This window comes from Nonomuraea sp. NPDC059007 (assembly GCF_042740555.1).
Classification (GTDB): domain Bacteria; phylum Actinomycetota; class Actinomycetes; order Streptosporangiales; family Streptosporangiaceae; genus Nonomuraea.
Window position 1 is genome coordinate 77,982 of record NZ_JBHYJD010000038.1, and the last position, 22,744, is coordinate 100,725.

Here is a 22,744-nt window from a genome sequence, read left to right on the forward strand (position 1 = left end):
AGGAGCTCACTCCTCCCCGCGCATCCGCTTGTCGAGGTCGCGCAGGAACTCCGGGTCGTCCTCCGGTCCCTTGGGCGGATCCTGGCGCGGCGGCGCCGGGCGCCGCGGCATGCGCAGGGGACCGTCCTCGGCGCCGCCGCGGGCGGGCCTGCCGAGCAGGAACCACAGAATCCCGCCCACCACGGGGACGAGGATGATGACGAGCACCCAGAGGGTCTTTGGCACGTTCCGCACCTCGTCCTCCGGCGTCGTGATGACGTCGAACAGGGAGTAGAGCCAGAAAGCCAGCACCGCCAGGGTGACCAGGACACCTGCCATGCCCGAACTGTAAGCCATCCGAGGCGTGATCGTGCTTGCTCGGTGTCCCATTTCGGATGACTCGGGAAGATCGGCCGCGTACCGTGGAACCGGATCAGGTGGAGCGGCGGGGTTTCACCTGATGGGCAGGGTGTCTAGGGGTGAGATGGCCTTCTCCAGCGACAAGGGCCGGCATCGACGTGGACGTTGGTGGCGGCGCGGGTCCTACCTCTTCTCGCGCCGTGGTGACGCGCCGCCGGAGGCGGACCGCTCGTTCTGGTCCCGTGACACGCCCGCGGAGGGCTTTCGCGAGGCCGAACGGAAGCGTGCGGAGAGGTCAGCCGGGGCAGACGGGCCGCCCTTCCGGGCACAGCCGCAGGCCGAGCGGAGCGTGTGGCCGTTCCGAAGACGCGAGCGCGTCGAGCGCGCGGAAGAGGCGGAGCAGGCGCGGCGACCCGAGCGGGCCGACGAGCCCGGCTGGCGGCGCGAGCGGCTGCCCGCCGCGGTCGTGGAGCGGCCGCAGTACACCTGGCACGACTTCGAGCTCACCGACCTGCCGCCGCGCGCGCAGCCCAACCGGCCCGACGCGCCCGTCCAGGCGGACGGCTTACGCCACTGCGGCGAGCTGGAGGCCGTCCTGCACCGTCAGTGGGACGCCCGGCTCGGTCCGCCCTCGCCGGAGGCCGTGCGCGCAGTGGAAAGCCTCGCCCAGTTGCCCGAACGGCTGAAGCGCAAGCTCGCCATCGGACTCGAAGGCATCTACGTCGGCGCCGGCGGCGTCCCCGACCTCGACGACATGGGCTATCTGCGCGGCGCCCCCCTGCCCTCCGGCAAGGCCTCCTGGGACATCTGCGCCGGCGCGTACGGCGACCGCAAGATCGTCGTAGGCGATCGGCCCTCTCCCACCCCCGACGTGATGATGCACGAGGTCGGCCACGCCCTCGACGACATCGACTCCCCGCATGGCGATTGGGTCTCCGACTTGCCCGAGTTCGTGGCACTCTACGAGAAGGCCGCTCCCATGCTGGCCTCCGCCTTCCACCGGCAGGGCGGGGGGCTCGGCCGCAAGGAGTTCTTCGCGGACGCCTTCGCCGCGATCTCCTCGCGCCAGCGTCCCGCGCTGGTCGACATGCTGGGCGGTGACACGCGGATGGCCCTCGACGTCATGTTGTTCTTCAACCGGCGCTACGGAATCTAGGTGATGAGCGATGTACGTCATCCGGCTCGCTGACGGGACCCTGCGCGTGCCGCAGAGCCTGACCAGTGAAGACGGGCGTCTCATCGGCAACGCGTATGTGGAACTGGAGCCCGGGGATCCCGACTACGAGCGATGGCTGCCGGAGTCGTGCACCGAGGAGGAGGCGGCCGAGCGGCGTGCGCGCTGGGCGGCGGAGAACGACGAGCTGGAACAGGAGTTCCTGGCCTTCAAGGCGGAGCAGGAGGACGCCTGACATCGGGGGACAACCCTGACCGACGGGGGGTGGTGGTCACCGCGACGGCCTGAGGGGTGGAGGCCGGGTCGTGGTTCGGGTCGTCCGGGCAATGTACGTAGAGGGCGTGGGCACGCGTGCCGGGATTCAGCGCGGGGTGGGGCGCTCGTTTCGGTCCTCGGCCACCTGGGGCCGGGCCGTACCGGCGAGAAGAGCGTGCCTGTGGGATCCGTGGCGGTGATACAGCGGCGCAGGATCACCGACCTGACGGAACGTCAAACGCGCGGGGACTCACCTGCCGGCCGTTCGGCCGTAAGAACGTCCTCGCCTCTAAGAAGGGCGTGCACTTCCGACTCGCGGAAGCGACGGTGCCCTCCGGGGGTGCGGATACTGCTGATGCGGCCTGCCGCAGCCCAGCGTGTAACCGTCTTTGGGTCTACCCGGAAGAGGGCGGCAACCTCTCCTGGGGTCAGCAGACGCTCGCTGCTACTCTCCACCAATCTCTCCCCCTCGCATCCCGCTTCCTGCCAGCGGGCGGACAGGTAACCAGTGTGTCGAGCGAAGCCTGATTTATCCGTGGTTTTCGACAAAGATCACGGGTTGTTATCGGCTGACTGCCCGATTGTTATATGATAGAGCCTCTTTGGGGCTCTCGTGGGTGTTTCTTTACGAAACACCCTGACTGGGAACAGTAGCAGTGCTCGCGCCCGATGCGAAGAGCGGCAGCGGGTACGGCTCGCAGGGGCACGACCAGGAGCGAGTAGCCTCTGACCTGTGCATCCCGTTCTCGTTTACACCGCGTCGCGCATCGGCTTGTTCATCGTGACCCTCGGTGTCCTGTACTTGCTCGGACTGCAAAATCCGCTGGTGCTGATCCTGGTGGCTTTCCTGATCAGCGGTGTGGCCAGCTACGTCCTGCTGTCCAAGCAGCGTGACGCCATGAGCGCCCGCATCAGCGACAAGATCAACCGGCCTAAGCCGCAGGACGACTAGGGCAGAGGGAACATGCCAATCCGGGCATGGTACTCCCGTCCGAGTCGAGTTGTGTCACTACCAACGAGTAGTCCGCGGCTGTACGCCAGAAATGCCTTGACGCCGATACCGCGTTCACGTCCCGGATTCCACGCCAGCGCCTTTCCGGTGCGCGGATCGAGGGCGGCGATGCCCTCTCTGGGCACGGCGCCGGGCCCCGCCGAGTCACGGCCGCGCGGGTTGTTCATCCAGCGCTGATGCCCGCCCACGTAGACGGCCGCGCCGGTCGCCGCGACCGAGTAGAGCGAGTCGCCGCCGGTGTGGTTCACCCAGGTCGGCCGGACGCGCTGGCTCCTGGTGTAGGTCTCGAACCTGGCCGCGCTGTCGCACAGGCGCCGCGGGTCGCCGTTGCCGCCGGTCGTGACGACCACGAAATAGTCGCCTCCGGGTGACAGGTCGAGGCCGCGGACATAGGTGGGGAAGACATCCTGGCACTTCGGCTCGTACGCGGCCGTGCGCCAGTTGGCCACCCGGGGCGTCGACGAGGAGATGTCGATCACGCCGAGCTGGGGCCGCGGCTCGCCGTCGAGCGTGGTGAAGCTGCCGTCGACCACCAGCCGGTCGGCGCTCGCGGCCAGCGCGTGAACCTTGACCTTGGGGGTGCGGGGCAGGCCGGGCTCGATGGTGAAGCGCGGGTCGGCGGCGCCGGTCGTGGCGTCGAGCCTGGCCAGGGCGGTTCTCGGCGAGGTGAAGTCGCCGCCGGTGTAGAGGTGGGCGCCGCGCCTGGCCAGCGTGGTCACGACGCCGCCGGACACGCGCGGGGCGAAGCCGCGTACCGTCGAGCCGTCGGACAGGCTCAGGCGGGTCAGGGCGCGCGCCCGTGTGCGGTTGACGGACGGGAAGTCGCCGCCGACGTAGACGGTGCCGCCGGCGCCGGCGGCCAGCGCGTGGACCGGACCGGCGACGTCAGGGGCGAAGCCGGGCAGGACGGCGCCGGTGGCCAGGTCGAAGGCGAAGAGGTTGCTCCGGGGGAAGGTGGTCGTGCGTCTCGCGTCGGCTACCTCGCTGAACGAGCCGCCGACCACCACGGTGCCGCCCACCAGGGCGATGGTGTTGACGATGCCGTCGAGGACGTGGGGGGTGGTGTCGGCCGGGTTGGCGGACACCACGCGGGTGTGCGTGACAGGGGCCATCGTGATGACCGCTGCAAGGGTGACACGCGCGAACATTCGCCAAGTTCTAGCAGACGGTGCGTTATGGAGTGGCTACTTTCCGTTCATTGTCGGGATAGGGCACACGCGATGAGGGCCTTACGGGCGGGGGCAATAGGCTTGACGCATGACCCGCGCTCAGTTGGACAAGCAGCCGCACGAGGTCGCCGCGATGTTCGATCGCACGGCCCGGCGCTATGACCTCGTCAACGATGTGATCTCGTTCGGTCAGGTGCGCTTCTGGCGCAAGGCGGTCGCCGCGGCCGTGGACGCGGGGCCGGGAGAGGTGGTCCTCGACCTGGGCGCGGGGACGGGCACCTCCACCGACAGCTTCACCACGCTGGGCGCGCGGGCGATCGCCTCCGACTTCTCGCTGGGCATGCTCCAGACCGGCGTGCGCCGCCACGGGGGCAACGCGCTCAGCGGCCCCGGGATCCCGTTCGTCGCGGGTGACGCGATGCGGCTGCCGTTCGCCGACGACAGCTTCGACGCGGTGACGATCTCGGTGGCGCTGCGCAACGTGCACGACACCCCCGTGGCGCTGCGCGAGATGCTGCGCGTCACCAAGCCGGGCGGCCGGCTGGTGATCATGGAGTTCTCGCACGTGACCGTCAAGTCGTTCGACCTCTTCTACCGCGAGTACCTGATGAAGATGCTGCCCAAGGTGGCCAAGGTCCTCGGCTCCAACGACGACTCCTACGAGTATCTGGCCGAGTCCATCAGAGACTGGCCGGACCAGCCGTCGCTGGCGCGGATCATCCAGGAGGCCGGCTGGGAGCGTGTCGCCTGGCGCAACTTGAGCCTCGGCATCGTCGCCATGCACCGCGGCTTCAAGCCCGCCTCATGAACGAACCCCCCGACTGCCACTTTGCCCCGCAAAAGCGTTAGACTGCGGGCCGACAAGTTTGTGAAGGGGTTCACAAAGGAACGAAGGCGCCATACCCCACGGCCTTCGAGTGTGTAGGACAGGACAGTCCAGTGACCGTGCCAGCAGCCATACGCCAAGCGCAGGAGCTCGCCACGAGAGAGCGAGGCACGATGCCAACGAGTGGTGAGCGGGCGCGACCATGAACACAGTTGACGCTGACGTCATCGTCGTCGGCGCCGGTCCCTCAGGCTCCGCGACCGCGTATTACCTGGCCCGAGCAGGGCTGGACGTGCTCCTCCTGGAGAAGACGCGTTTCCCTAGGGAGAAGGTCTGCGGAGACGGCTTGACCCCACGCGCGGTCAAGCAACTGCAGAACATGGGCGTCGACATCGACGGGCCCGGCTGGATCAGAAACAAGGGACTGCGGGTCGTCGGCGGCGGGCTCCGCTTCGAGCTCGACTGGCCGCAGCTCGACAGCTTCCCCGACTTCAGCCTGGTCCGCACCCGCCAGGACTTCGACCAGATCATGGCCGCCCACGCGGTCAAGGCCGGGGTACGCCTCATGGAGGGCGTCAACGTCACCGGCCCGATCCTGGACGATCGCAGCGGGCACGTGACCGGTGTCACCACCAAGGACGGCGCGACCTACCGCGGCCGCCTCGTGGTCGCCGCCGACGGGAACAGCACGCGCATGGCGCTCGGGATGGGGCTGCACAAGCGCGAGGACCGTCCGATGGGCGTGGCCGTACGCACCTATTTCCAGAGCCCGCGCCACGACGACGACTACCTCGAGACGTGGCTCGAACTGTGGGACCAGGACACGCTGCTGCCGGGCTACGGGTGGATCTTCCCCGTCGGCGACGGCACCAGCAACGTCGGGCTCGGCCTGCTCAACACCAGTGACGCCTTCGGCAAGATCGACTACCGTGAGCTGCTCAAGCGGTGGTGCAGGAACATGCCCGCCGAATGGGCGTTCACCGAGGAGAACATGACGGGGCCGATCCGCGGTGCGGCCCTGCCGATGGCCTTCAACAGGCAGCCGCACTACACCCGCGGCCTGGTGCTCGTCGGCGACTCCGGCGGCGCCATCAATCCGTTCAACGGCGAGGGCATCGCCTACGCCATGGAGACGGGCGAGATCGCGGCCGAGGTGATCGCGAAGGCGCTTCGCGGTACCACCCCCGCGCAGCAGGAACGTATCCTGCGCACGTACCCGCAGGTCCTCAAGGACGCGTATGGCGGATATTTCACCTTGGGCAGATTGTTCGTCGAAGCGATCGGGAAGCCAGGTGTGATGAGCTTCGGTACGAGGCACGGGCTGCCTCACCCGAGGCTGATGCGCTTCGCGCTCAAACTCCTTGGTAATCTCACCGACCGGCGAGGCGATGCGTCAGACAGGATCATCAACGCACTCTCGAAGGTCGCCCCACCAGCATGAACCGCAGACCCACCCGGCAAACTTATAGGTCAGACTGCGCGCCCGCGCGCGTTGCGACAGAAGAGGAGGCGTAGCGATGGACCTTTATGTGCCCATCCTGGTGCTCGCCATTCTCGCGGGAGGCTTCGCGATCTTCTCGGTCGCGGTCGCTCCCTTCACCGGTCCCAAGCGCTGGAACCGCGCCAAGCTTGACGCCTACGAATGCGGCATCGAGCCGACGCCCCAGCCTGTCGGTGGCGGACGCTTCCCGCTGAAATACATGATCACCGCGATGCTGTTCATCGTGTTCGACATCGAGATCATCTTCCTTTATCCGTGGGCGGTCTCCTTCGCCCCGCTGAAGGGCGCCGACGGCCAGGTGATCGCCTCGGGCCTCGGGGTGTTCGCGCTGGTCGAGATGGTGCTGTTCATCGTCACCGTGCTTGTCGCCTATGCGTACGTGTGGCGCCGCAAGGGTCTGGACTGGGACTGATTATGGGACTTGAAGAGAAACTCCCCAGCGGGTTCATCCTCACCACGGTCGAGCAGGCCGCCGGTTGGGCGCGCAAGAACTCCGTGTGGCCGGCCACCTTCGGCCTCGCATGTTGCGCCATCGAGCTGATGGCCACCGGTGGCCCCCACTTCGACCTGGCGCGCTTCGGCATGGAGCGCGCTTCGGCGTCTCCCCGCCAGGCCGACCTGATGATCGTCGCCGGTCGCGTGTCGCAGAAGATGGCGCCGGTCGTGCGCCAGATCTACGACCAGATGGCCGAGCCCAAGTGGGTCATCTCCATGGGCGTGTGCGCCTCCAGCGGCGGCATGTTCAACAACTACGCCATCGTGCAGGGCGTGGACCACATCATCCCGGTCGACGTCTACCTGCCCGGCTGCCCGCCGCGGCCGGAGATGCTGATCGACTCGATCGTGAAGCTGCACGACAAGATCCAGAACATGAAGTTCGGCGCGCACCGCAAGAAGCAGATCGACGAGCTCGAACTGCAGGCCCTGCGCACGCTTCCGCTGATCGACCAGGGGGCGGGCAAGTGAGCGACAACCTCCCCGAGGTACCGGGGACCGAGCCGCCGCAGACGCCGATCGCCCGGCAGGGCATGTTCGGCGCGCACGACACCGGTGACACCTCGGGCTACGGCGGCCTCGTCGTACGGCGGGCCCCCGAACTGTCCACCCCCCGCCCCTTCGGCGGCTACTTCGACGCCCTGGTCGACACCCTCGGCCTGGACGACGCCATCGAGCGCGTCGTCGTCGACAGGGGCGAGCTGACCCTCCACGTCAAGCGCGAGCGCCTGGTGGAGGTCCTGCAGAAGCTGCGCGACGACGCCGCCCTGCGCTTCGAGCTGTCGCTCGGCGTGACCGGCGTGCACTACCCGCACCTGCAGGGCGAGGAGCTTCACTCGGTCGTCCACCTGGTCTCGATCACGCACAACACCCGGGTGCGCGTCGAGACCTGCGCGCCGGACGACGACCCGCACATCCCGTCGTCGGTCGCCGTCTACCCGACGCACGACTGGCACGAGCGCGAGGCGTACGACTTCTTCGGCATCGTCTACGACGGCCACCCCGCGCTGACGCGGATCATGATGCCGGACGACTGGGACGGTCACCCCCAGCGCAAGGACTACCCGCTGGGCGGCATCCCGGTCGAATACCGCGGCGCCACGATCCCCGCGCCGGACGAGAGGAGGTCGTATTCGTGAGCACGGGCTACGACGAGGCGACCGAGGGCAAGGTCTACTCGGTCAGCGGCGGCGACTGGGACGAGGTCGTCACCAGCGCGCGCGACTCCGAGGAAGAGCGCCTGGTCATCAACATGGGCCCGCAGCACCCGTCCACGCACGGCGTGCTCCGCCTGGTCCTGACCCTCGACGGTGAGACGGTCACCGAGGCGCGCGGCGTCATCGGCTACCTGCACACCGGCATCGAGAAGAACATGGAATACCGGACGTGGACCCAGGGGACCACGTTCGTGACCCGCATGGACTACCTCGCGCCGATCTTCAACGAGACCGCGTACTGCATGGGCGTGGAGAAGCTGCTCGGCGTCACCGACCAGATCCCCGCGCGGGCCCAGGCGATCCGCGTGATGATGATGGAGCTCAACCGCATCGCCTCGCACCTGGTCGCGATGGGTACGTTCGGCATGGAGCTGGGCGCGACGACGCCGTTCCTGTTCGGCTACCGCGACCGCGAGCTGATCATGGATCTGTTCGAGTACATCACCGGCCTGCGCATGAACCACGCCTACGTACGGCCGGGCGGCGTCAGCGTCGACCTGCCCGCGGGCGCCGTGGACAAGGTGGGCGAGTTCCTCAAGGAGATGCCCAAGCGGATCAAGGACGTCCGCAAGCTTCTCGACGAGAACCCCGTCTACGTCCGCCGCACCAGGGACGTCGGCTACCTCGACCTGACCGGCTGCATGGCGATGGGCGTCACCGGCCCGATCCTGCGCGCCGCCGGCCTGCCCTGGGACCTGCGCAAGTCGCAGCCCTACAGCGGCTACGAGACCTACGACTTCGAGGTCGCCACCGAGCGCGGCTGCGACGTCTACTCCCGCTACCTGGTGCGCATGAAGGAGATGGAGGAGTCCCTCAAGATCATCGAGCAGGCTCTCGACCGGATCGCCGGTCCGCTCAAGGGCAAGCCCGTGATGATCGAGGACAAGAAGATCGGCTGGCCGGCGCAGCTCGCGCTGGGCCCCGACGGCCTCGGAAACTCGCCCGACCACATCGCGCACATCATGAGCAGCTCCATGGAAGCCCTGATCCACCACTTCAAGCTGGTGACCGAGGGTTTCCGGGTGCCGGCCGGCCAGGCGTACGCCTCGATCGAGTCGCCCAAGGGCGAGCTCGGCGCGTACGTGGTCAGCGACGGCGGCACCCGGCCTTATCGCGTGCACTTCCGCGAGCCCTCCTTCACGAACCTGCAGGCCTTCCCCGCCATGACGGAAGGCGGCCAGGTCGCCGACGTGATCGCCGCGGTGGCTTCTATCGACCCGGTTATGGGAGGTGTTGACAGGTGAGCGAGCGCAGCGAGCGCCTAGTAGACGCAGCAGCGCAGCTCATGCCTGCTCCGAAGGAGCTGGCATGAGCTTTTCACCGGAGGTCCGCGAGCGTCTTGAGCGGGACGCGAAGGAGATCATCGGGCGTTACCCGAAGACTCGTTCCGCGCTGCTGCCCCTGCTGCACCTGGTGCAGTCGGAGGAGGGCTACGTCTCCGACGACGGCCACGAGTTCTGCGCGGAGATCCTGGGCCTGAGCAAGGCCGAGGTGGTGGGCGTCTCGACGTTCTACACCATGTACAAGCGCCGCCCGGCCGGAGACTTCCACGTCGGCGTCTGCATCAACTCCCTGTGCGCCGTCATGGGCGGCGACCAGATCTGGGAAGAGCTGTCGGAGCACGTCGGCGTCGGTCACGAAGAGGCGACCGCCGACGGCAAGGTCTCGCTTGAGCGCATCGAGTGCAACGCGGCCTGCGACTTCGCCCCGGTCATGATGGTCAACTGGGAGTTCTTCGACAACCAGACGCCCGACTCGGCCAAGCAGCTCGTCGACGACCTGCGTGACGGCAAGAGCATCTCGCCGACCCGCGGCCCGAAGAAGCTCTGCACCTTCAAGGAGGCCTCGCGCGTGCTCGCCGGGCTGCCCGACGAGCTGGCGGGCGACGGCCCCTCGGCCGCCGGCGCCTCGCTGGAGGGCCTCAAGGTCGCCAAGGCCAACGGATGGAAGGCCCCTGAGGCATGACGACTACGCTGACGCCGGTCCTGACCGCCAACTGGGACCAGCCCAACTCCTTCACGCTCGAGGGCTACGGGCCCTACGAGGCGGCGAAGAAGGCCCTGGCCATGGATCCCGACGCGGTCATCCAGGCCGTCAAGGACTCCGGCCTGCGCGGCCGCGGCGGCGCGGGCTTCCCCACCGGCATGAAGTGGGGCTTCATCCCGCAGGGTGACGGCAAGCCCCACTACCTCGTCGTCAACGCCGACGAGTCGGAGCCGGGCACCTGCAAGGACATCCCGCTGATGATGGCCAACCCGCACTCGCTGGTCGAGGGCATCATCATCACGTCCTACGCCATCCGCGCCAACCACGCCTTCATCTATGTACGCGGCGAGGTGCTCCACGTCATCCGCCGGCTGCACGCGGCCGTGCGCGAGGCGTACGAGAAGGGCTACCTCGGCAAGGACGTCTTCGGCTCCGGCTATGACCTCGACCTGGTCGTGCACGCGGGCGCTGGGGCGTACATCTGCGGCGAGGAGACGGCGCTGCTCGACTCGCTCGAAGGGCGTCGCGGTCAACCTCGGCTCAAGCCCCCGTTCCCGGCCGTGGCGGGCCTGTACGCCTCGCCTACTGTCGTGAACAACGTGGAGTCGATCGCCAGTGTTCCCTCGATCGTCACCAACGGCGCCGACTGGTTCGCCGGGATGGGCACGGAGAAGTCGAAGGGTTTCGGCATCTTCTCGCTGAGCGGGCACGTCACGCGGCCCGGCCAGTTCGAGGCGCCGCTGGGCATCACGCTGCGCGAACTGCTCGACATGGCCGGCGGCATCCGCGCGGGCCACGAGCTCAAGTTCTGGACCCCGGGCGGCTCCTCCACGCCGATCTTCACCGCCGAGCACCTGGACGTGCCGCTCGACTTCGAGCAGGTCGGTCTCAAGGGCTCGATGCTCGGCACCCGCGCGCTGCAGATCTTCGACGAGACCACCTGCGTGGTCAGGACCGTGCTGCGCTGGACGGAGTTCTACGCCCACGAGTCCTGTGGCAAGTGCACGCCCTGCCGCGAGGGCACCTACTGGCTCAAGCAGGTGCTCAAGCGCCTGGAAGCCGGTCAGGGCACCGAGGAGGACCTGTCCACGATCACCGACATCGCGGACAACATCCTCGGCCGGTCCTTCTGCGCCCTGGGCGACGGCGCGGCCAGCCCGATCCACTCGTCGGTGAAGTACTTCCGCGACGAGTACCTCAAGCACTTCGAGGTCGGCGGCTGCCCGTTCGACGCGAAGAAGTCCACTGTCTGGGGTGACCAGTGACGACCACCGCTGTAGAAACCTCCCTGGTGACCCTGAGCATCGACGGCTTCCAGGTCAGCGTCCCCAAGGGCACCCTGATCATCCGGGCCGCCGAGCTCCTGGGCATCCAGATCCCGCGGTTCTGCGACCACCCGCTGCTCGACCCGGCGGCCAACTGCCGCCAGTGCCTGGTCGACATCCCCGACGCCGGCAACGGTCGCGGCTTCCCCAAGCCGCAGCCCTCCTGCGCGATCGAGGTCGCCCAGGGCATGGTCGTGCAGACCCAGCTCACCTCGCCGGTGGCCGAGAAGGCGCAGCGGGCGGCCATGGAGTTCCTGCTCCTCAACCACCCGCTCGACTGTCCGGTCTGCGACAAGGGCGGCGAGTGCCCTCTGCAGAACCAGGCGATGTCCAACGGCCAGGGCGAGTCCCGCTTCCACGAGCACAAGCGGACCTTCCCCAAGCCGCTGCCGCTGTCGACGCAGGTGCTGCTCGATCGCGAGCGCTGCGTGCAGTGCGCGCGCTGCATCCGCTTCTCCGACCAGATCGCCGGCGACCCGTTCATCGACTTCTTCGAGCGCGGGGCCAAGGAGCAGGTACGGGTGGCCGACGGCCAGCCGTTCGAGTCCTACTTCTCCGGCAACACCGTCCAGATCTGCCCGGTGGGCGCGCTGACCGGCGCCGCCTACCGCTTCCGCGCCCGGCCGTTCGACCTGGTCTCGACGCCGAGCGTCTGCGAGCACTGCGCCTCCGGGTGCGCCCAGCGCACCGACCACCGCCGCGGCCGGGTCACCCGCCGGCTGGCCGGTGACGAGCCGCAGGTCAACGAGGAGTGGAACTGCGACAAGGGCCGCTGGGCGTTCACCTACGCCACGCAGCCCGACCGGTTGAAGACGCCGCTGGTCCGCAACGAGGAGGGCGTGCTCGTCCCGGCCTCCTGGCCGGAGGCGCTGACCGTCGCGGCCGAGGGCCTGGCCGCCGCCCGCGGCAGGACCGGCGTCCTGCTCGGCGGCCGGCTGACCGTCGAGGACGCCTACGCCTACTCCAAGTTCGCCAGGCTCGCGCTCGGCACCAACGACATCGACTTCCGCGCCCGGCCGCACTCGGCCGAGGAGACCCAGTTCCTCGCCCACGCCGTCGCCGGCAAGGGCATCGAGGTCTCCTACACCGACCTGGAGAAGGCCCCGGCCGTCGTCCTGGTCGGCTTCGAGCCCGAGGAGGAGTCGCCGATCGTCTTCCTGCGCCTGCGCAAGGCCTGGAAGAAGCATGGCCTGAAGGTCACCGCGATCGCGCCGTTCGCCGCCAAGGGGCTGGCCAAGATGGGCGGCACGCTCATCCGCACCGCCCCCGGCGCCGAGGCCGAGGCCATCGGCGACCTCATCGGCACGCTGGCCGAGGGCACGATCGTGCTCGCCGGCGAGCGGCTCGCCACCGCCCCGGGCGCCCTGTCCGCTCTGGTACGGCTGAGCGCCGCCACCGGCGCCAAGGTCGCCTGGGTCCCGCGCAGGGCCGGTGAGCGTGGCGCCATCGAGGCCGGCGCGCTGCCGAACCTCCTGCCGATCGGCCGCCCGGTCGAGGACGAGAGCGCCAGGGCGGAGATCGCCAGGGCGTGGAACGTCGCCTCGCTGCCGGCCACGCCCGGCCGCGACACCGACGGCATCCTGGCCGCCGCCCGGGCCGAGGAGATCGACGCGCTGGTGATCGCCGGCGTCGACCCCTACGACCTGGCCGACCCGGCCGCCGCGCTGGCCGCGCTGGAGAACACGCCGTTCATCGTCAGCCTGGAGATCCGCGCGAGCGCGGTCACCGACCGCGCCGACGTGGTGCTGCCCGTCGCGGCCGTGCAGGAGAAGTCCGGCACGTTCGTCAACTGGGAGGGCCGCGGCCGCTCGTTCGAGGCGCCCATCAGGGTGCCCGGCCTGCAGAGCGACCTCCACGTGATCGGCAATCTGGCCGACCGCCTGGACGTGCACCTGGGCCTGCCCGACGCCAAGGCCGCCCGCCGCGAGCTCGGCTCGGTCGGCGCCTGGCGCGGCAGCCACGTGGCCGCGCCCAACGTCGGCGGCGGTGCCGCCGGGGCGCCGCAGGCGGGTCAGGCGCTACTGGCGACCTGGCACCTGCTGCTCGACGACGGCCGCCTGCAGGACGGCGAGCCCTACCTCGCGGGCACCTCCCGCGCGGCTGAGGCGCTGGTCTCCGAGAGCACCGCGGCCGAGATCGGCGTGGGCGACGGCGACAAGCTCGTCATCGGCGACGCGATCACGCTGCCGGTGCGCATCGCCGAACTGCCCGACCGTGTGGTGTGGGTGCCGGCGAACTCCGGCGGCAGCTCGGTCACCCGCGACCTGCGCGCGGTGTCCGGCGACATCGTCACGATCGGGAGCGCTTCATGATCCTCCTCGCCACGGAACCGACCCTCGCCGACTTCGGCAAGGATCCGCTCTGGATCACCATCGTCAAGGCGCTGATGCTCTTCGTCTTCCTGATGCTGGGGATCCTGTTCGGCGTCTGGTACGAGCGCAAGCTCATCTCCAAGCTGCAGAACCGCATCGGTCCCAACCGGGCGGGCAAGTTCGGCCTGCTGCAGTCGGTGGCCGACGGCCTGAAGATGGGCCTCAAGGAGGACCTGTTCCCGAACACGGTGGACAAGGCGCTCTACCTGATGGCTCCGGTCATCATGGTGATCCCCGCGTTCCTGGCCTTCTCGATCACGCCGTTCGCCGGCATGGTCAACCTGTTCGGGGTCCAGACGCCGCTGCAACTCGTGGACCTTCCGGTCGCGGTGTTGTTCATGCTGGCCATGGGCGCCATCTCGGTGTACGGCGTCGTGCTGGCCGGGTGGTCGTCGCGCTCGCCGTACGCGCTGCTGGGTGGTTTGCGGAGTGCGGCGCAGGTGGTCTCCTACGAGATCGCCATGGGACTGTCCTTCGTCGGCGTGTTCCTGTTCGCCGGGACGCTGTCCACCTCGGAGATCGTCAAGGCGCAGGCCACGGGCGGGGAGTTCTGGGGCATCCCGATGCCCTCCTGGTACGTGGTGCTGCTGCTGCCGTCCTTCCTGATCTTCGTGATCTGTGGCTTCGGCGAGGCCGCCCGTATCCCGTTCGACCTGCCCGAGGGCGAGGGCGAGCTGGTCGGTGGTTTCCAGACCGAGTACTCCTCCTCGCTGAAGTTCGCCCTGATCATGATGGGCGAGTACCTGCACACGTTCACCGCGTCGGCGATGGCGATCACGCTGTTCCTGGGCGGCTGGCAGGCGCCCTTCGGCCTGCCGGACGAAGGCTGGTGGGGACTGCTCTGGTTCTTCATCAAGTTCGTCCTGGTCTTCTCCTTCGTGGTCTGGGTACGCGCCTCGCTGCCGCGGGTCCGCTACGACCAGCTGATGTCGCTGGGCTGGAAGGTCCTCATCCCGCTGAACCTGGCGTGGATCATGCTTGTGGCCTCGGTCCGGGCGATCATGTACGTCAGGGAGGGTCCGACCTCCGGCTTCGAGGGGAGCATGGCGGTCGTCCTGACGATCACCGCCATCGTGGTCCTCGGCGCGCTCGGCATCTGGGCCCGGTTCGACACCGTCAACCAGCGCCGCAAGGAAGCCGAGAAGGCCAAGGTCGCCGCGGAGTTCGAGGAGCTGGACCGCGAGCCGACCGCCGGCGGATTCCCGGTGCCGCCGCTCGATCTGCCGCACTACCACGGGGTGCAGCACAAGGAGGTTCCCAGTGGGACTAACTGATTGGCTGAACCCCGTCAAGGGCTTCGGCGTCACCTTCCACACGATGTTCAAGAAGCCCGTCACGGTGAACTACCCGGAGGAGAAGCGGCCCACGGCCCCTCGCTTCCACGGTCGCCACCAGCTCAACCGCTGGCCCGACGGGCTGGAGAAGTGCGTCGGCTGTGAGCTGTGCGCATGGGCCTGTCCGGCCGACGCGATCTACGTCGAGGGCGCGGACAACACCGAGGAGGAGCGCTTCTCCCCGGGCGAGCGTTACGGGCGCACCTACCAGATCAACTATCTGCGGTGCATCCTGTGCGGTCTCTGCATCGAGGCTTGCCCGACTCGCGCGCTGACCATGACCAACGAGTACGAGCTGGCCGACACCAACCGTGAAAGCCTCATCTACACCAAGGAGATGCTGCTCGCACCGCTGACGCAGGGCATGGAGCAGCCGCCGCACCCGATGCGGCTCGGTGAGACCGAAGAGGACTACTACCGCCTGGGACGGACCAATGGGTGAGCAAGTCACTTTCTGGGTGCTCGCCGTCGTGTCCGTGGCGGCAGCCCTGGGCGTGGTGTTCAGCCGCAAGGCGGTCTACTCCGCGCTGATGCTCGGCGGCGTCATGCTCTGCCTGTCGGTGCTGTACGCGGCGCAGGACGCGCCGTTCCTCGCCGCGGTGCAGATCATCGTCTACACCGGCGCCGTCATGATGCTCTTCCTGTTCGTGCTCATGCTGGTGGGCGTCGACTCCTCCGACTCCTTCGTGGAGACGTTGAAGGGGCAGCGCTTCTGGGCCGCGATCGCCGGGCTCGGCTTCGCCTCGCTGATCATCCTGGCCGTCGGCAACGCCGTCTTCGGCAACGCCAAGGGCCTGGCCGCGGCGACCGGTCAGGGCGGCTACATCCGCACGCTGGCCGGGCAGATCTTCACCCGCCACGTGTTCGCCTTCGAGGTGACCTCGGCGCTGCTGATCACCGCCGCGCTCGGCGCGATGGTCCTCGCCCACCGCGAGCGGCTCACCGCCAAGGCCACGCAGAAGGACCTCTCGCGCGCCCGGTTCCAGGGCGACCAGCCCTCGCCGCTGCCCGGCCCCGGCACCTACGCCCGGAGCAACGCCATCGACATGCCGGCGCTGCTGCCCGACGGCTCGGTCTCCGAGAAGTCGGTCAACCGCTACATCGCGCGCTACGACGTCGAGCACGGCCACCTGCCCGCCGACCCGAAGCTCGCCGAGGCGATCAAGCACTCGGTCGAGGTCGAGGAGGACTCGAAGTGACGACGCAGTACCTGATCCTCTCGGGGCTGATTTTCGCCATTGGCGCGCTCGGTGTGCTGATCAGGCGTAACGCGATCGTGGTGTTCATGTGCGTGGAGCTGATGCTCAACGCCTGCAACCTCGCGTTCGTCACCTTCGCCAGGCAGAACGGCAACCTCGAAGGCCAGATCATCGCGTTCTTCGTGATGGTGGTGGCCGCGGCCGAGGTCGTGGTCGGTCTGGCCATCATCGTGACGATCTTCCGAACCCGCAGGTCTGCGTCCGTGGACGACGCGAACCTGCTGAAGTACTGAGGGGTGACTGGTGGATCCCGTTAAGATCGCCGATTTCGCCGGCAGCGGCGCGATCGGTGTGTCATGGCTGATGATCGCCTTGCCACTCCTCGGCGCCGCGATTCTGCTGGTTCTCGGCCGGATCACGAACAAGTGGGGACACCTGCTGGGCGTGGCGATGTCGCTCGCCTCGTTCGTCGTGGCGGTGCTCGGGTTCGTGGAGTTGCTCGGGCTTCCCGAGGACGCGCGGCGGCAGGCCGTACACCTGTATGAGTTCATCCCCGGCATGGGTCTGAACGGCGAGGGCCTCAACATGGGGCTGCTGATCGACCCGCTGTCGATCAGCTTCGCGCTGCTGATCACGGGTGTCGGATCGCTGATCCACATCTACTCGATCGGCTACATGTCGCACGACCCCGAACGGCGCCGGTTCTTCGCCTACCTGAACCTGTTCGTCGCGGCGATGCTGCTGCTGGTGCTGTCCGACAACTACGTCGGGCTGTTCATCGGCTGGGAGGGCGTGGGTCTCGCGTCCTACCTGCTCATCGGGTTCTGGCAGTTCAAGCCGTCGGCCGCGGTCGCGGCGAAGAAGGCGTTCATCGTCAACCGCGTCGGCGACTTCGGCCTGCTGGTCGGCATGTTCATCATCTGGACCTCCTTCGGCACGCTGGCCTTCGGCGACCTGCAGGGCAAGGTGGGCGAGGCCTCCTCGGGCACGCTGACCGCGATCGGGCTCCTGCTGCTGCTCGGCGCGTGCGGCAAGTCGGCCCAACTCCCGCTGCAGTCCTGGCTCCTGGACGCGATGGAGGGCCCGACCCCGGTCTCGGCCCTCATCCACGCCGCGACCATGGTCACCGCCGGCGTCTACCTGGTGGTCCGCTCGGGCGCGTTCTTCGAGGCATCCAGTACGGCTTCGCTCGTCGTCGCCATCGTCGGCGTCGCGACCCTGCTGGCCGGTGCGATCATCGGTTGCGCCAAGGACGACATCAAGAAGGGCCTGGCCGGCTCGACGATGTCGCAGATCGGCTACATGATGCTCGGCGCCGCCCTCGGCCCCGCCGGCTACGCCTTCGCGATCGCGCACCTCATCGCGCACGGCTTCTTCAAGGCCGACATGTTCCTCGGCGCCGGTTCGGTCATGCACGCCATGAACGACGAAGTGGACATGAGGAAGTACGGCGGGCTCCGCAAGCTCATGCCGATCACCTTCGCCACCTTCATGGTGGGCTACCTGGCGATCATCGGCTTCCCGTTCCTGTCCGGGTTCTACACCAAGGACGGGATCATGGAGACGGCCATGGAGCACGGGCAGTGGATGGGCTGGCTGGCCGTGCTGGGCGCGGGCATCACCGGCTTCTACATGTCCCGCATGATCTTCATGACGTTCTTCGGCGAGAAGCGCTGGGACAAGGACGCGCACCCGCACGAGTCGCCCTCGGTCATGACGGTGCCGCTGATCCTGCTCTCGCTCGGCTCGATCGGCCTGGGCTACTACCTGATCAGCGACAACCGGTTCATGAAGTTCCTGGCCCCGGCGGTCGGCCTGCCTGAGCGGCTGCCCGAGTTCCACCTGTTCAGCACCACCACGGTGGGGCTGTCGTCGCTGGCCCTCGTCGCCCTGGGCGCGGGCTTCGCCTGGTACAAGTACGGCAAGTCCGAGGTTCCGGTCCTGGCGCCGCGCGGTTCGTTCCTGACCGCCTTCGCCCGGCGCGACCTGTACGGCGACGCCCTCAACGAGTCGCTGTTCATGCGCCCCGGCCAGTGGCTGACCAGGATCGCCGTCTTCTTCGACAACCGCGGCGTCGACGGCCTGGTCAACGGGCTGGCGGCGGCGATCGGCGGGACCTCGGGCCGCATGCGGCGGCTGCAGACGGGCTTCGCCAGAACGTACGCGCTGTCCATCCTGTTCGGTGCGGCCCTCCTGGCCGGCGCCCTGCTCCTCGTTGGGAACATCTGATGTCACCCTGGCTCCCAATCCTCATGGCGGTGCCCGTCCTGGGCGCCGTCGTGGTGGCCCTGCTTCCCAAGGGCAGCGACAAGCTGGCCAAGCAGGTGACCCTGCTGGTCTCCCTGGTCGTCATGGTGCTGACGCTCGTCATGGCGGTGCAGTTCAGCCCGCGCGGCGACCGCTTCCAGTTCGTGGCCGAGTACAACTGGATCCCCAGCTTCGGGGTCAAGTTCGGCGTCGGCGTGGACGGCGTCGCGCTGGTGCTGATCGCCCTGTCCGTGGTGCTGGTGCCGATCGTGGTGCTGGCCTCGTGGAACGACGCCGACGGCGTGAAGACGGCGGACGGCACGGTCATCGCGCCGAAGCGGTCGGTCAAGACCTACTTCTCGCTGCTGCTGGTGCTGGAGACGATGATGATCGGCGTCTTCGCGGCGACCGACATCTTCCTCTTCTACATCTTCTTCGAAGCCATGCTGATCCCGATGTACTTCATGATCGGCTCCTACGGCGGCGCCCAGCGGTCCTACGCGGCCGTGAAGTTCCTGCTGTACTCGCTGTTCGGCGGCCTGCTCATGCTGGTCGCGGTCATCGGGCTGTACTTCGCGGCGGGCAAGGGCACGTTCATGTTCCCCGAGCTCGTCGGCGCCATCCAGGACCCGGCCACGCAGAAGTGGCTGTTCGCCGGGTTCTTCATCGCCTTCGCCATCAAGGCGCCGCTGGTGCCGGTGCACACGTGGCTGCCCGACGCGGCGGCCCAGGCTCCGGCGGGCGCGGCCGTACTGCTGGTGGGCGTGCTCGACAAGGTCGGCACGTTCGGCATGCTGCGCTTCTGCCTGGAGCTCTTCCCCGAGGCGGCCAAGGCGTTCACGATGCCGATCGTGGTGCTCGCGGTGATCAGCATCATCTACGGCGCGATCGTCGCCATCGGGCAGACGGACATGAAGCGCCTGATCGCCTACACCTCGATCTCGCACTTCGGCTTCATCGTCATGGGCGTCTTCGCGATGTCCCAGGTCGCGCAGTCCGGCGCCGCGCTGTACATGGTCAACCACGGCTTCGCCACCGGCGCGCTGTTCCTGGTCGCGGGCTTCCTCATCTCCCGCCGCGGCTCGCCGTACATCGCCGACTACGGGGGCGTGCAGAAGGTCGCCCCGATGCTGGCCGGGTTCTTCCTGGTCGCCGGTCTGGCCGGGCTGTCGCTGCCGGGGCTGTCGTCGTTCGTCAGCGAGTTCATGGTGATGGTCGGCACGTACTCCAGCGAGGCGTTCGGATCCGGCGCCCTCGCGGTGGCGGCGATCGTCTCCGCGGTGGCGGTCATCCTCGCCGCCGTCTACATCCTGTGGATGGTCCAGCGGGCGCTGAACGGCCCGACGGCCGAGTCCGTCAAGGGCTTCAAGGACCTCAACGTCCGCGAGGTCGTGGTGCTCGCCCCGCTGGTCGCCCTGATCATCGGGTTCGGCTTCTTCCCGAAGCCGCTGCTCGACGTGATCAACCCGTCGGTGCAGCACACGCTCACCAACGTGGACGTCAAGAACCCCGCCATCGCTGAGAAGGGGGCCGGAGAGTGAACGGCTTCGAGGCGCCGACCATCGAGTACGGGCAGCTCGCGCCGCTGCTGCTCGTCTTCGGCGCGGCCTGCATCGGCGTCCTGGTGGAGGCGTTCGCGCCGCGCTACCTGCGCAAGTCCATCCAGGTGCCGCTCTCGCTGCTGAGCCTGATCGGCGCCTTCGCGCTGGTCATCGTGCAGGTGGCCAGGGGCGGCGTGCCGACCACGGCCTCGGCGATGGGCGCCGTCGCGGTGGACGGTCCTTCGTTGTTCATCTGGGGCGTCATCCTGGTGCTCTCGCTGGGCGCCGTGCTGATGGTCAACGACGACGGGCACTTCGTCGCGTCGGCGGCGGCCGTACCCGGGAGTGCGGATGAGGAGGAGGCGGAGACGAGCGGTGGCGCGCACACCGAGGTCTACCCGCTGGTGCTCTTCGCCGTCGGCGGCATGCTGCTGTTCGCGGCCTCGCACGACCTGCTGGTGATGTTCGTGGCCCTTGAGGTCATGTCGCTGCCGCTGTACCTGCTGTGCGGCCTCGCCCGCCGTCGCCGCCTGCTGTCGCAGGAGGCCTCGCTGAAGTACTTCCTGCTCGGCGCGTTCTCCTCGGCCTTCTTCCTGTACGGCATGGCCATGATCTACGGCTACGCCGGCACGGTCAGCCTGCCCGGGATCAGCCAGTCGATGTCCACCGGCTCGCTCATGGACCCGCTGCTGCTGCTCGGCCTCTCGCTGCTCGGCGTGGGCCTGCTCTTCAAGATCGGTGCGGCTCCCTTCCACGCGTGGAAGCCGGACGTCTACCAGGGCGCCCCGACGCCGGTCACCGCCCTGATGGCCTCCGGCACGCTGGTGGCGGCCATGGGCGCGGTCCTGCGGGTGTTCTGGGTGGCTCTGGGCAACCTGGACTGGGACTGGCGTCCGGTCATGTGGGTGGTCGCGGCGCTGACGATGATCGTGGGCGCGATCCTGGCGATCACGCAGACCGACATCAAGCGCATGCTGGCCTACTCCTCGATCGCGCACGCGGGCTTCCTGCTCATCGGCGTGATGGCGACGTTCGAGGCCGCGGAGAAGAACGCCGCCTCGCTGTCGGCGATCCTGTTCTACCTGCTGGTCTACGGCTTCACCACCGTGGGCGCGTTCGCCGTGGTCACCATGGTGCGCGACCCCGGCGGCGAGGCGGGTCATCTGTCCCGCTGGGCCGGACTCGGGAAGCGATCTCCGCTGCTTGCCGGTGTGTTCGCTTTCTTCCTGCTGGCTTTCGCTGGTATCCCTCTGACCAGCGGGTTCTTCGGGAAGTACGCCGTGTTCGCGGCTGCCGTGAGCAGTGGCACGCAGACCGGAGACTCGATGGGCGCGTGGATGACCGGCCTGGTCGTCGTGGGTGTCATCGCCTCGGCGATCGCGGCCTTCTTCTACGTCCGCGTCATCGTGCTGATGTTCTTCAGCGAGCCTGCCGCCGACGGCCCCACCGTGGTCGCGCCCAGCATGGGCACCGCGGTGGTCATCGGCGTCGCGCTGCTGGTTACGGTAGGAGTCGGGCTTTTCCCGCAGCCCGCACTCGACATCGCCAACCAGGCTGCGTCCGGCCTGTTCATTAGATAGGGGTACCTATGTCCGCGCCACCGGTTGTTGATCTGCCCATTGAGGACGAGCGGTTGGCGCAGGACATCGCCAGTGGGCTGAACGCGGTCGAGAAACTGCTGCGCTCGTCGGTCGAGAGCGAGGACGCCTTCGTCACGGAGGCGTCCAAGCACCTCATCGAGGCGGGCGGCAAGCGGTTCCGGACGCTGATGCTGCTTCTGGCGGCCCAGTTCGGCGATCCGTCCGCGCCCGGCGTCGTGCCGGGCGCGGTGGTGATCGAGCTCACGCACCTCGGCTCGCTCTACCACGACGACGTCATGGACGAGGCTCCGGTACGGCGCGGCTCCCCGTCGGCCAACGCCCGGTGGGACAACACCGTGGCCATCCTGACCGGCGACTACCTGTTCGCCCAGGCCTCCGACCTCCTGGCCGACCTCGGCCCTGACCTGATCAGGGTCCAGGCGCAGACGTTCTCCCGGCTCGTGCAGGGCCAGATCAGGGAGACGATCGGCCCGCGTCCCGGCGACGACCCGATCTCGTTCTACATCAACGTGCTGGCCGACAAGACGGGCTCGCTCATCGCCGCCTCCGGGCGGTTCGGGGCGCTGCTGTCGGGCGCCCCCACGGGTGTGGAGGAGCGGCTGAGCCGGGCCTGCGAGGCGATCGGCGTGGCCTGGCAGCTCGGCGACGACCTGCTCGACGTGGCCTCGACCTCGTCGGAGTCGGGCAAGACGCCCGGGACGGACCTGCGCGAGGGCATCCGCACGCTGCCGGTGCTCTACCTGCTGGCCTCGCCCGAGGACTCGCGGCTCAAGACGCTGCTGTCGGGGCCGGTGGCGGAGGAGGACCTGGAGGAGGCGCTGACGCTGCTGCGGGCGCACCCGGCGATGGCTCAGGCCCGTGCGGAACTGGACGCGTGGGTGGACCGGGCGCGGGCCGATCTCTCGGGCCTGCCGAACATCCCGGCGAAGGACGCGTTCCTGGCTCTGTGCGACTACGTGGTGGAGCGCTCAGGCTGATTTTTCGGGATATATCCGATCAAAGCGTAGGTTGCGGCGTAGTCGACCGCCCGCGCGGCGGTCGACGACCCCATTATACAAGGCCGTGGTCGCCCCGGCGGCCACCAGCGCGGCTCGGATATTGCTTGACGTCACGAAGGTGTACGCGCCGGTCGATTTAAAACAAAGAAAGCA

General features: G+C 68.2%; 24 protein-coding genes. 20 read left to right on the plus strand and 4 right to left on the minus strand.

Annotated features, from left to right (window positions below):
- Positions 1-6 precede the first annotated feature (6 nt).
- Complete coding sequence (locus tag ACFWY5_RS42450; RefSeq protein WP_379625270.1) at positions 7-318, minus strand: PLDc N-terminal domain-containing protein; 312 nt, start codon at positions 316-318, stop codon at positions 7-9.
- A 370-nt stretch (positions 319-688) separates the two neighbouring features.
- On the opposite strand from ACFWY5_RS42450, the gene ACFWY5_RS42455 reads away from it, so the two are divergent.
- Together ACFWY5_RS42455 and ACFWY5_RS42460 are read left to right on the plus strand one after the other, a co-directional pair.
- Positions 689-1,495 (plus strand): hypothetical protein, encoded by an 807-nt coding sequence (locus ACFWY5_RS42455; protein ID WP_379638228.1) that lies wholly within the window; start codon positions 689-691, stop codon positions 1,493-1,495.
- A gap of 10 nt (positions 1,496-1,505) precedes the next feature.
- Positions 1,506-1,748, plus strand: a complete 243-nt coding sequence (locus tag ACFWY5_RS42460; RefSeq protein WP_379625274.1) for a hypothetical protein — start codon at positions 1,506-1,508, stop codon at positions 1,746-1,748.
- 254 nt (positions 1,749-2,002) lie between these two features.
- Here the strand turns inward: ACFWY5_RS42460 and ACFWY5_RS42465 are convergent, their stop codons facing one another.
- On the minus strand, positions 2,003-2,224 hold the full coding sequence (locus ACFWY5_RS42465) for a BldC family transcriptional regulator (protein ID WP_157248821.1): 222 nt from the start codon (positions 2,222-2,224) through the stop codon (positions 2,003-2,005).
- Between the two features lie 277 nt (positions 2,225-2,501).
- Between ACFWY5_RS42465 and ACFWY5_RS42470 the strand changes: the two genes are divergently transcribed.
- Entirely contained in the window at positions 2,502-2,720 is a 219-nt protein-coding gene (locus tag ACFWY5_RS42470; RefSeq protein ID WP_379625276.1) for a DUF4229 domain-containing protein, read from the plus strand.
- Here ACFWY5_RS42470 and ACFWY5_RS42475 read toward each other — a convergent pair.
- Entirely contained in the window at positions 2,717-3,928 is a 1,212-nt protein-coding gene (locus tag ACFWY5_RS42475; RefSeq protein ID WP_379638229.1) for a hypothetical protein, read from the minus strand. The genes ACFWY5_RS42470 and ACFWY5_RS42475 overlap by 4 nt on opposite strands.
- A 109-nt stretch (positions 3,929-4,037) precedes the next feature.
- On the opposite strand from ACFWY5_RS42475, the gene ACFWY5_RS42480 reads away from it, so the two are divergent.
- From ACFWY5_RS42480 to ACFWY5_RS42560, 17 genes are all read left to right on the plus strand, one after another.
- Positions 4,038-4,757 carry a demethylmenaquinone methyltransferase gene (locus ACFWY5_RS42480; RefSeq protein ID WP_379638230.1) on the plus strand — a complete coding sequence of 240 codons (720 nt, stop codon included), beginning with the start codon at positions 4,038-4,040 and terminating at the stop codon, positions 4,755-4,757.
- Positions 4,758-4,977: 220 nt separating this feature from the next.
- Complete coding sequence (locus tag ACFWY5_RS42485; protein ID WP_379625281.1) at positions 4,978-6,216, plus strand: geranylgeranyl reductase family protein; 1,239 nt, start codon at positions 4,978-4,980, stop codon at positions 6,214-6,216.
- Positions 6,217-6,292: 76 nt separating this feature from the next.
- A complete protein-coding gene (locus ACFWY5_RS42490) occupies positions 6,293-6,688 on the plus strand; it encodes an NADH-quinone oxidoreductase subunit A (RefSeq protein ID WP_184958606.1) in 396 nt (131 codons plus the stop codon).
- A 2-nt stretch (positions 6,689-6,690) separates the two neighbouring features.
- On the plus strand, positions 6,691-7,242 hold the full coding sequence (locus ACFWY5_RS42495) for an NADH-quinone oxidoreductase subunit B family protein (RefSeq protein ID WP_184958604.1): 552 nt from the start codon (positions 6,691-6,693) through the stop codon (positions 7,240-7,242).
- Positions 7,239-7,910: an NADH-quinone oxidoreductase subunit C gene (locus ACFWY5_RS42500; protein ID WP_379638231.1), complete on the plus strand. Its 672-nt coding sequence runs from the start codon at positions 7,239-7,241 to the stop codon at positions 7,908-7,910. The genes ACFWY5_RS42495 and ACFWY5_RS42500 overlap by 4 nt, the downstream gene beginning before the upstream one ends.
- The gene (locus tag ACFWY5_RS42505) at positions 7,907-9,232 is read left to right on the plus strand and encodes an NADH-quinone oxidoreductase subunit D (RefSeq protein ID WP_379638232.1); all 1,326 of its coding nucleotides are present in this window, start codon (positions 7,907-7,909) and stop codon (positions 9,230-9,232) included. The genes ACFWY5_RS42500 and ACFWY5_RS42505 overlap by 4 nt, the downstream gene beginning before the upstream one ends.
- Before the next feature lie 64 nt (positions 9,233-9,296).
- Positions 9,297-9,953, plus strand: coding sequence for an NADH-quinone oxidoreductase subunit NuoE (gene nuoE / locus ACFWY5_RS42510; protein WP_184958597.1), 657 nt, complete (start codon positions 9,297-9,299; stop codon positions 9,951-9,953).
- Positions 9,950-11,239, plus strand: coding sequence for an NADH-quinone oxidoreductase subunit NuoF (nuoF, locus tag ACFWY5_RS42515; protein ID WP_379625290.1), 1,290 nt, complete (start codon positions 9,950-9,952; stop codon positions 11,237-11,239). Before nuoE ends, nuoF begins: the two co-directional genes overlap by 4 nt.
- Positions 11,236-13,611 (plus strand): NADH-quinone oxidoreductase subunit G, encoded by a 2,376-nt coding sequence (locus ACFWY5_RS42520; RefSeq protein WP_379625292.1) that lies wholly within the window; start codon positions 11,236-11,238, stop codon positions 13,609-13,611. Before nuoF ends, ACFWY5_RS42520 begins: the two co-directional genes overlap by 4 nt.
- The gene (gene nuoH / locus ACFWY5_RS42525) at positions 13,608-14,945 is read left to right on the plus strand and encodes an NADH-quinone oxidoreductase subunit NuoH (protein WP_379625294.1); all 1,338 of its coding nucleotides are present in this window, start codon (positions 13,608-13,610) and stop codon (positions 14,943-14,945) included. The genes ACFWY5_RS42520 and nuoH overlap by 4 nt, the downstream gene beginning before the upstream one ends.
- Positions 14,932-15,447, plus strand: coding sequence for an NADH-quinone oxidoreductase subunit NuoI (gene nuoI / locus ACFWY5_RS42530; RefSeq protein WP_090931991.1), 516 nt, complete (start codon positions 14,932-14,934; stop codon positions 15,445-15,447). Before nuoH ends, nuoI begins: the two co-directional genes overlap by 14 nt.
- Positions 15,440-16,204, plus strand: coding sequence for an NADH-quinone oxidoreductase subunit J (locus ACFWY5_RS42535; protein ID WP_379625296.1), 765 nt, complete (start codon positions 15,440-15,442; stop codon positions 16,202-16,204). The genes nuoI and ACFWY5_RS42535 overlap by 8 nt, the downstream gene beginning before the upstream one ends.
- Positions 16,201-16,497 (plus strand): NADH-quinone oxidoreductase subunit NuoK, encoded by a 297-nt coding sequence (gene nuoK / locus ACFWY5_RS42540; RefSeq protein ID WP_184958585.1) that lies wholly within the window; start codon positions 16,201-16,203, stop codon positions 16,495-16,497. Before ACFWY5_RS42535 ends, nuoK begins: the two co-directional genes overlap by 4 nt.
- Positions 16,498-16,567: 70 nt before the next feature.
- On the plus strand, positions 16,568-18,433 hold the full coding sequence (gene nuoL, locus ACFWY5_RS42545; RefSeq protein ID WP_379638241.1) for an NADH-quinone oxidoreductase subunit L: 1,866 nt from the start codon (positions 16,568-16,570) through the stop codon (positions 18,431-18,433).
- Positions 18,433-19,992 carry an NADH-quinone oxidoreductase subunit M gene (locus ACFWY5_RS42550; protein WP_379638233.1) on the plus strand — a complete coding sequence of 520 codons (1,560 nt, stop codon included), beginning with the start codon at positions 18,433-18,435 and terminating at the stop codon, positions 19,990-19,992. Before nuoL ends, ACFWY5_RS42550 begins: the two co-directional genes overlap by 1 nt.
- Positions 19,989-21,572, plus strand: a complete 1,584-nt coding sequence (gene nuoN / locus ACFWY5_RS42555) for an NADH-quinone oxidoreductase subunit NuoN (protein WP_379638234.1) — start codon at positions 19,989-19,991, stop codon at positions 21,570-21,572. Before ACFWY5_RS42550 ends, nuoN begins: the two co-directional genes overlap by 4 nt.
- An 8-nt stretch (positions 21,573-21,580) precedes the next feature.
- Positions 21,581-22,570, plus strand: a complete 990-nt coding sequence (locus ACFWY5_RS42560; protein WP_379638235.1) for a polyprenyl synthetase family protein — start codon at positions 21,581-21,583, stop codon at positions 22,568-22,570.
- Here ACFWY5_RS42560 and ACFWY5_RS42565 read toward each other — a convergent pair.
- On the minus strand, positions 22,562-22,744 hold a 183-nt coding region (locus ACFWY5_RS42565), incomplete at its 5' end, for a hypothetical protein (protein ID WP_379638236.1). The two genes, ACFWY5_RS42560 and ACFWY5_RS42565, sit on opposite strands and share 9 nt — an antisense overlap.